Source organism: Streptomyces sp. N35 (assembly GCF_016464295.1).
GTDB lineage: Bacteria > Actinomycetota > Actinomycetes > Streptomycetales > Streptomycetaceae > Streptomyces.
Genome location: NZ_JAEIMH010000159.1, coordinates 1 through 8,230, shown reverse-complemented (window position 1 = coordinate 8,230; position 8,230 = coordinate 1). Strand labels below are relative to the sequence as shown.

General features: G+C 72.6%; 11 protein-coding genes. 9 read left to right on the top strand and 2 right to left on the bottom strand.

The window, feature by feature from the left end; all coding sequences use genetic code 11:
• The 4 genes from JAO81_RS41000 to JAO81_RS40985 all read left to right on the top strand — a co-directional run.
• Positions 1-684: hypothetical protein (locus JAO81_RS41000; RefSeq protein WP_233416631.1), on the top strand; the 684-nt coding region annotated here is incomplete at its 5' end.
• 143 nt (positions 685-827) lie between these two features.
• On the top strand, positions 828-2,426 hold the full coding sequence (locus JAO81_RS40995; protein ID WP_199553107.1) for an ABC-F family ATP-binding cassette domain-containing protein: 1,599 nt from the start codon (positions 828-830) through the stop codon (positions 2,424-2,426).
• Positions 2,427-2,822: 396 nt separating this feature from the next.
• Positions 2,823-3,041 carry a helix-turn-helix domain-containing protein gene (locus JAO81_RS40990; RefSeq protein ID WP_199553106.1) on the top strand — a complete coding sequence of 73 codons (219 nt, stop codon included), beginning with the start codon at positions 2,823-2,825 and terminating at the stop codon, positions 3,039-3,041.
• Between the two features lie 154 nt (positions 3,042-3,195).
• A complete protein-coding gene (locus JAO81_RS40985; RefSeq protein ID WP_199553105.1) occupies positions 3,196-3,999 on the top strand; it encodes an enoyl-CoA hydratase/isomerase family protein in 804 nt (267 codons plus the stop codon).
• Between the two features lie 13 nt (positions 4,000-4,012).
• On the opposite strand, the gene JAO81_RS40980 is transcribed toward JAO81_RS40985, so the two are convergent.
• A complete protein-coding gene (locus JAO81_RS40980) occupies positions 4,013-4,732 on the bottom strand; it encodes a nucleopolyhedrovirus P10 family protein (RefSeq protein ID WP_199553104.1) in 720 nt (239 codons plus the stop codon).
• 81 nt (positions 4,733-4,813) lie between these two features.
• Here JAO81_RS40980 and JAO81_RS40975 point away from each other — a divergent pair, with 81 nt between their 5' ends.
• The 5 genes from JAO81_RS40975 to amaP all read left to right on the top strand — a co-directional run bounded on the left by JAO81_RS40975 (position 4,814) and on the right by amaP (position 7,231).
• Positions 4,814-5,284, top strand: a complete 471-nt coding sequence (locus JAO81_RS40975; RefSeq protein ID WP_199553103.1) for an Asp23/Gls24 family envelope stress response protein — start codon at positions 4,814-4,816, stop codon at positions 5,282-5,284.
• A 94-nt stretch (positions 5,285-5,378) separates the two neighbouring features.
• Entirely contained in the window at positions 5,379-5,576 is a 198-nt protein-coding gene (locus JAO81_RS40970; RefSeq protein WP_165336375.1) for a hypothetical protein, read from the top strand.
• A complete protein-coding gene (locus JAO81_RS40965) occupies positions 5,576-5,938 on the top strand; it encodes an Asp23/Gls24 family envelope stress response protein (RefSeq protein WP_199553102.1) in 363 nt (120 codons plus the stop codon). Before JAO81_RS40970 ends, JAO81_RS40965 begins: the two co-directional genes overlap by 1 nt.
• A complete protein-coding gene (locus JAO81_RS40960; protein ID WP_199553101.1) occupies positions 5,935-6,648 on the top strand; it encodes a DUF6286 domain-containing protein in 714 nt (237 codons plus the stop codon). Before JAO81_RS40965 ends, JAO81_RS40960 begins: the two co-directional genes overlap by 4 nt.
• Positions 6,649-6,652: 4 nt before the next feature.
• Positions 6,653-7,231, top strand: coding sequence for an alkaline shock response membrane anchor protein AmaP (gene amaP / locus JAO81_RS40955; protein ID WP_199553100.1), 579 nt, complete (start codon positions 6,653-6,655; stop codon positions 7,229-7,231).
• A gap of 325 nt (positions 7,232-7,556) precedes the next feature.
• Here the strand turns inward: amaP and JAO81_RS40950 are convergent.
• On the bottom strand, positions 7,557-8,230 hold a 674-nt coding region (locus tag JAO81_RS40950; protein ID WP_199553099.1), incomplete at its 5' end, for an SDR family oxidoreductase.

The following is an 8,230-nucleotide window of genomic DNA, read 5'->3' as shown; positions in this document are numbered from 1 at the left end:
CGGCCGCCCGGACCCCGGCGCCCCCCGCGCCGCACGTCCCGCCTGATGCTCCCCCTTGCGCTCGCCCTCGCCGCGGCCGCCCCGCTGCTCACCGCCGCCCATGACGCACGCCCCGCCCCCTTCGGCGACCGTCTGACGCGGCACGACTCCGCGGCCGAGGGCGAGCCCCGGCTCCGTATCGAGGGCGAAGCGGTCCGTGCGTACGACGCGCAGAGCGGCCGCACCCGCTGGACCCACGCCCGCGACGGGCGCCGGCCGCTCGCGCTGCTGCCCGCGACCGGGCATGCGGTCACGCTCTGGGACGACGGGCTGATCACCGACACGGTGCGCGACGGCAGCGCGGTGCGCTGGCACCGGGCCATTCCGGGCGGGGCACGCCGGCTGCGCGAGAACGGGGCCGAGGGCGTGCTGAGGGCCCTGGACCCCGAGGCGCGGATGGTGGCCGTGGTGACCCCGCAGCGGATCACGGCCTACCGCAGCGCGGACGGCGATCTGCGCTGGGTGCTGCCCGCGCGCCGCGGCTGCGTCTTCGCGCCGGAACGAGGGGTACGGCACGGCCGCGCGTGGGTGCTCGCGCAGCCGTGTGCGGACGACGCGGCGTCCTGGCCGCTGCAGGTCGTCGCGGTCGACGACCTCGGCCGGATCGCCCCGGACCGGCGCCCGATGGGCAACGACCTGCCGTAACGGGCCCGCCGTACCGGCCCCAAAAGCAGTTGCCTCCCACCGCTAGAATTGCCGTATGGCCATTCTCCTCGTGCATTAGGCGGCGTCGACACGTCCCTCAGCCCTGTCCTCGCCGCATCCCACCCTGCCCAGGAGTCTGTCCCGTGATCACCGCCACCGGCATCGAGCTGCGCGCCGGCGCCCGCATCCTCATCGAGAACGCCACCTTCCGCGTCGCCAAGGGCGACCGCATCGGTCTGGTCGGGCGCAACGGCGCCGGCAAGACCACGCTCACCAAGTGCCTCGCCGGCGAGGGCCAGCCCGCGGGCGGCACCATCACGCGCTCCGGCGAGGTCGGCTATCTGCCGCAGGACCCGCGTACCGGCGACCTCGACATCCTGGCCCGCGACCGCATCCTGTCGGCCCGCGGCCTGGACACCCTGATCCAGAAGATGCGGCAGAACGAGGAGCGCATCGCCAACGGCCAGGGCGGTACGCGCGAGAAGGCGCTGCGGCAGTACGAGCGCCAGGAGACCGAGTTCCTCACCAAGGGCGGATACGCCGCCGAGGCCGAGGCCGCCACCATCGCCGCCGCGCTCGGTCTGCCCGACCGGGTGCTCGGCCAGCCGCTGCATACGCTCTCCGGCGGTCAGCGCCGCCGCGTCGAGCTCGCGCGGATCCTGTTCTCGGACGCCGACACCCTGCTCCTCGACGAGCCCACGAACCACCTCGACGCCGACTCGATCGTCTGGCTGCGCGAGTACCTCAAGACGTACCGCGGCGGCTTCATCGTGATCTCCCACGACGTCGACCTGGTCGAGACGGTGGTCAACAAGGTCTTCTATCTGGACGCCAACCGCTCCCACATCGACGTCTACAACATGGGCTGGAAGCTCTACCAGCAGCAGCGCGAGGCCGACGAGAAGCGCCGCAAGCGCGAGCGGCAGAACGCCGAGAAGAAGGCCGCGGCGCTCAACTCGCAGGCCGACAAGATGAGGGCGAAGGCCACCAAGACGGTCGCCGCGCAGAACATGGCCCGCCGCGCCGAGAAGCTGCTCTCCGGTCTCGAAGCCGTGCGCGTGAACGACAAGGTCGCCAAGCTGCGCTTCCCCGAGCCCGCGCCCTGCGGCAAGACGCCGCTGACCGCGGAGGGCCTGTCCAAGTCGTACGGCTCGCTCGAGATCTTCACGGACGTGGACCTCGCGATCGACAAGGGTTCGAGGGTCGTCATCCTCGGGCTCAACGGTGCGGGAAAGACCACGCTGCTCCGGCTGCTCGCGGGCGTCGAGCAGCCCGACACGGGCGAGGTCACGCCCGGCCACGGCCTCAAGCTCGGCTACTACGCGCAGGAGCACGAGACCCTCGACCCGGAGCGCACCGTCCTGGAGAACATGCGCTCCGCGGCCCCGGACCTCGATCTCGTCGAGGTCCGCAAGACGCTCGGCTCGTTCCTGTTCTCCGGCGACGACGTCGACAAGCCGGCCGGGGTCCTGTCCGGCGGTGAGAAGACCCGTCTCGCGCTCGCGACGCTCGTGGTCTCCTCCGCCAACGTGCTGCTGCTCGACGAGCCCACCAACAACCTCGACCCGGCCAGCCGCGAGGAGATCCTCGGGGCGCTGCGCACCTACAAGGGCGCGGTCGTCCTGGTCACACACGACGAGGGCGCGGTCGAGGCGCTGCAGCCGGAGCGCATCATCCTGCTGCCCGACGGCGTCGAGGACCTGTGGGGCGCGGACTACGCGGACCTCGTGGCGCTCGCGTAAGGCATCGCGGGCGGCGCATCGCGGCAGTGAAGCCCTGGGGCGGCTCGTCCGGAACACGAGAGGACGAGCCTGATCCACTTCGTCTGGATCATTCTGCTGACGCGTGATCCTTCGTATGAGTGAGATCGCCTAGTACCGCGGTGCGTCGTACACCGGATCAAGGGATGGCCTGGCCGTGTGCGGTTGACCGTGACCTTGTACGCCTTGACCTGCCGGTTCGTTCATGGACCTGTTCGACCCGGCGAATCGAGGTCACCGGAATCATTCCCTCCGTTAGTGAGGAACCGCTTGGAGGCGCCCATTCCGGCCGGACGGACCTTGCCGAATGGGTGGCCAGGACGCTCAAGAGGGGTGATCATGAGAAGTCCAGAGCGCACTTCCCATGAGGAGGCACGGGTGGCCGAGACTCTGAAGAAGGGCAGCCGGGTAACCGGCGCCGCGCGCGACAAGCTCGCGGCAGACCTGAAGAAGCAGTACGACTCCGGTGCAAGCATCCGAGCGCTGGCCGAATCGACCGGTCGCTCGTATGGCTTCGTCCACCGGATGCTCAGCGAGTCCGGGGTCACGCTGCGGGGACGCGGCGGGGCGACGCGGGGCAAGAAGGCGGCTTCCTGACGTCTTAGGGCGTACGGGATGTCTTCGGCGTTTTCCAGCGTCGGGATGCCCTTTGTCTTCGGTGGTGGCCACCCGGTCGGTCCGGTGACCGGCCGGGTGGTTACTGTGCAGTCACTTAATTGCTGTTTCTGACTGCGGCCACGCGGAGACATCCATGACCTCGAACGACACCTCCGGCACCGTCGTCCTCGACAAGGACGGCGTCCGGCTCACCATCGACGACACGCTCGCCACGGTGACCCTGGCCAACGCGGCCAAGCGCAACGCCCAAAGTCCTGCACTCTGGCGGGCGTTGACCGAGGCCGGCCGGGCGCTGCCGGGCAGCGTGCGCGTGGTGGTCCTGCGGGGGGAGGGCAAATCCTTCTCCGCCGGTCTCGACCGGCAGGCCTTCACGCCGGAGGGGTTCGAGGGCGAGCCCTCGTTCCTGGAGATGGCGCGCGGCGGTGACGCGGAGCTCGATGCGGTCATCGCCGAGTACCAGGAGGCGTTCACGTGGTGGCGGCGCAGCGATGTGCTGACCATCGCGGCCGTACAGGGTCATGCGATCGGTGCCGGTTTCCAGCTGGCGCTCGCCTGCGATCTGCGGGTCGCGGCCGAGGACGCCCAGTTCGCCATGCGCGAGACCAGCCTGGGGCTCGTCCCCGATCTGACCGGCACGCATCCGCTGGTCGGTCTGGTCGGCTATGCGCGCGCCCTGGAGATCTGTGTCACCGGGCGCTTCGTGCACGCGGACGAGGCCGGGCGCATCGGCCTCGCTAACCTCGTCGTGCCCGGATCCGAACTCGACGCCGCCGTACGCGACTTGGCGGGCGCCCTGCTCGCCGCGCCGCGCGACGCCGTCGTCGAGACCAAGGCGCTGCTGCAGGGTGCGGTCGGCCGCACCTACGAGGATCAGCGCGTCGCCGAGCGTGCGGCGCAGGCGCGGCGGCTGCGGGATCTGGCGGGTCTGGGCGACTGACCCGGTCCCCGGCTCATGTGAGTCCGTCGACCTCCGTGACCAGAACCGCCACCGTCGGCCGGTCGGGGAGTGCGGCGGAAGCGGCGCGGGGGCCCGCGAGGGCGACCTCGAGTGCGTTGTGGTGCGGGGCGGTTGCCAGGCCGACCCGCAGGTGGCGCCCCGCCTGCGCCCCGGGTGTGCGGCGCTCCTCCACCAGCACGGCGCGGCCCGTGCCCGCCTGCGTCCCCGTCAGCCGGGTCACCCCCGGTACGGAAAGGGCGGCGCGGGCGGCCGGGTCGCGGCCGGGGTCGGCGCGCGCCGTCTGAACACGCCTGCCCGGCGCGGGGGTTGCGGCCCTGAGCTCCTCGGGATCGACCAGCTCCGTGATGCGCAGATCCACCGACTCGACCACCAGGCCGAGTCCGTGCGCGGCGATCGCGAGCCCCGACCGCAGCCGCCGCGCGACGACCGGCAACGGTTCGTCCGCCGACGCGGCGCACTCCGCCTTCATCCGCAGCGGCCCGGGCGGCAGGGCACTCGGCGGTCCGGGCACCACGGGCTCGGCGGCCGTGTCCGGGTCGGCGAGCGCCAGCCGTACCGCATCGAGGCGCACTCCCCGTAACGCCGCGGCGGCACGTTCCAGGACCGCGCGCGCCGCCGACTCCGCGATCCACGCCCCGTCGGCGGGTCCGCCGAGCGCCAACAGCCGCCCGAGACCCAGTTGTTGACGTATCGCCTGTGTCAAACCGTCCATGGATGCAGCTTGCCCGGTGACCGACGGGGCACCCGCGCTTACCGTGGGCGAAGGACGCAATCGGCGGCGAGGGGACAGGCGATGACCGAGACCGTACAACCGGGCCAGGAAGTCACGTTGGAGGCCGCGGCAGGGGAACAGGCCGGCGCGGGCGTGAAGAAGCGCGGCGGCGGCGATCCCGCGACACGGGGACGCACCACGATCGCCGACGGCGTCGTCGAGAAGATCGCTGGGCTCGCGGCCCGTGATGTGGTCGGCGTGCACGCGATGGGTCTGTCGCGGACCTTCGGCGCCGTACGCGACCGCGTACCCGGCGCCAAGACCGTGACGCGGGGCGTCAAGGCCGAGGTCGGAGAGGTGCAGACGGCGCTCGATCTGGAGATCGTCGTGGACTACGGCGTCTCGATCGTCGACGTGGCCCGCGCCGTACGCGAGAACGTGATCGCCGCCGTCGAGCGGATGACCGGACTCGAAGTCGTCGAGGTCAACATCGCGGTCGGCGATGTGAAGCTGCCCGACGAGGAGGACGACGACGAGGCGCGGCTCCAATGACACCTCCCGCGGTGGGCCCCGGCCACGGTCGGCGGACCGCAGGCGGTCGCCCGAGGCCCGGCACGTACCGACGCGGACATGAGAAGGGTGAGCGATGAGCAGGGCTTCGATCGGGCTGCTCGCGGGAATGGCGCTCGGATTCGCCGCGTACTTCGGCGGGTTCGGCGCGTTCCTGCTCGTGGCGGCGCTCGGCGCGCTCGGGTTTCTCGTCGGGCGGTACGCGGACGGAGATCTGGACCTGGGCGATCTCTTCCGCGGCCGCGGCGAGTCACGCGGCGACCGGCACCGCTGATGACCGCGTCCGGCAGTCCCGGCGTGCGGGTGGTGCCCCCGGGCGACCGTGGCGCGACCACCATCGCCGACCGGGTCGTGGAGAAGATCGCCGCGTACGCGGCCCGTGAAGCGCTCGGCCCGGGTCTGCCCCCGGACGGCGGTGCGCCACAGGCCGCGGTGCGCGTGCGGGCACGGGTCGTGCGGGCGCGCATCACGCTCGAGCTCGGTTACCCGAGCGACATCGGCGCCCAGTGCGCGGCCGTGCGTCGTCAAGTCGCCCAGCGGGTAGAGGCGTTGGCGGGGATGACCGTGCCCGAGGTGGCGGTCCAGGTGGAGCGGCTGCATCCGGTGCGGACGCAGGCGGTGGGGAGGACACGATGAGCGAAGGACCCGAAGGGCGGGCGGCGCCGCCCGGTCCCGAGAGCGAGGGCACGACACGGAGCCTGCCCGTCCTGGAGAAGGCCGAGGTGCCGCAGCGGGCGCAGTCCGAGCTCGACCAGTCGGCGTCCGCCGCGCGCTACGGCCCGGTGGTCACGCCCGAGGAGGACGGTGACGGCGGCCGGCTGTGGTCGGTGCGCCGGATCCCCGCGGCGGTGCTCGCGCTGCTGCTCGCGGCCGGTGCGGGACTGCTGTTCTACGACCTCGCGGCGGTTCGGGCCGAAGAGTCCGCGATGGCCTGGCGCAAGGAGCTCGCCGGTGAGCTCGCGGTCAGGACGCTGGACGATCCCTGGGTGCTCGCCGGGGCCGCGGTGGTCGTGGTGCTCGGGATCGGGCTCCTGGTGCTTGCGGCGGCTCCCGGACACCGGTCCGCGCTGCCGATGCGCAGCGGCAACGCCGACGTGCGCGCGTGGCTGGACAGCGGCGCCGCCGCGCTCGTCCTGCGGGACCGGGCGATGGAGGTGTCCGGCGTGCAGTCGGTGCGCGTGCGGGTGTACCGGTCGAAGGTCGATGTGCGGGCCGTCTCGCACTTCCGTGAACTCGACGAGGTACGGGCCGACTTGGACACCGCACTCGGCGACGGCATCAAGTCCCTCGGCCTGGTCGACGGGCCCGCACTGTCGGTGACGGTGTCACGACCGGGGAAGGGCTGAGGCCATGCTGCGGATAGCCAACCGGGTGCTGCTCGGCCTTGCCGGGCTCGCGCTCCTGGTCGTGGGCGCCGGCGTGCTGATCGCGGGTCTTGGCGGGCCGCTGCCGTCGTGGTGGTTCCACGACGCCCAGGCAGATGTGCTGCTCGCCGAGTCCGCGCGGGACCGGTTCCGGGAGGACACCTGGTGGTGGCCGGCCGTGTTCGGGACGCTGGGCGCGCTGTTCGGCCTGATGGTGTGGTCGCTTGTCGCCCAGGTCCGGCGCAACCGGCTCACCGAGGTGCTCGTGGACAGCGGGGACGGGCAGGGTGCGCTGCTGCGGGCACGGGCTCTGGCGGGTGTACTGGCCGGCGCCACGGAGGAGCTGGACGGGGTCGGGCGGGCGGATGTGCTGCTCGTCGGGCGCCGCAACGCGCCTTCGGCGCGGGTCCGGCTCGTCCTCGAGGCGCATGCGGCTCCTGGCGAGACCTTGCAGCACCTCACGTACGAGGCACTGACCACGGCGCGGGACTCGGCGGGACTCGACCGGCTGCCGGCGGAGGTGGAGATGGGGGCGGCGAAGAGGCGGGCGCAGCGGGTGAGTTGAGGGCCCGGGTGTGTCGGGTCCAGGGTGCGTCGGGTCCCGGGATCTTTGCCGTGCCTGCGCGGTTCAATGGGCGCGGGGAGCCCTGACGGGAGAGGGCGGCACACCATGCGGGAGTGGCTGTATCCGGTGGACCCGAATACGGCGGACAGGGATGGGGTGCCGCCCGGCCCGCACCGCTGCCTGCAGCTCGCCCGGACGGGGCGCACGCAGTACTGGGGCTGAGGGCGAAGCGGCACATCGAGCCGCTGGGGGGCAGGGGCGCGCCACCCTCGAGGATGTGAACCGCCCCCGCCCCCACCGGATCGTGTCGCCGGAGAGGGTCAGATCAGAACCCCCGCAGCGCCCCGCCGTCCACCGGCACCATCACACCCGTCAGATACGAAGCCGCAGGCGACAGCGTGAACGCCGCCACGCGGCCGAACTCCTCCGGGGTGCCGTAGCGGCGGAGCGGGATGCGGGACTCGTTGGCGGCGCGGGCCGCGTCCGGGTCGGGGGACAGGCCGTCCAGCTGGCGCATGCGGTCCGTCGCGATCCGGCCGGGAAGCAGGCCGAGGACGCGGATGCCGCGCGGGCCGACCTCGTCCGACAGGGACTTGGCGAAGCCCGCGAGGCCGGGGCGCAGTCCGTTGGAGATGGTGAGGCCGCCGATCGGCTCGTACACCGAACCCGACAGGACGAAGCCGATCGCACCGCCCTCGCCGAGCTCCGCCGCCGCGCCGCGTGCGAGCCGTACCGCGCCGAGGAAGACGGAGTCGAAGGCTGCCTGCCACTGCTCGTCGGTGTTGGAGGCGGCCGGGCGGGGGGCCGGCCCCCCGACGCTGATGAGGATGCCGTCGAAGCGTCCGAAGCGCTCACGCGCGGTGCCGATCAGACGCTGCGCGGTGGCCGGATCGGCATTGTCGGCGCCGACACCGACGGCGTTCTCGCCGAGCGCGGCGGGCGCCCCCGCGGGGGGCTCCTCCCCCCCCCCCCGGGGCCCCCCCCCTGCCCCCGCCCCCC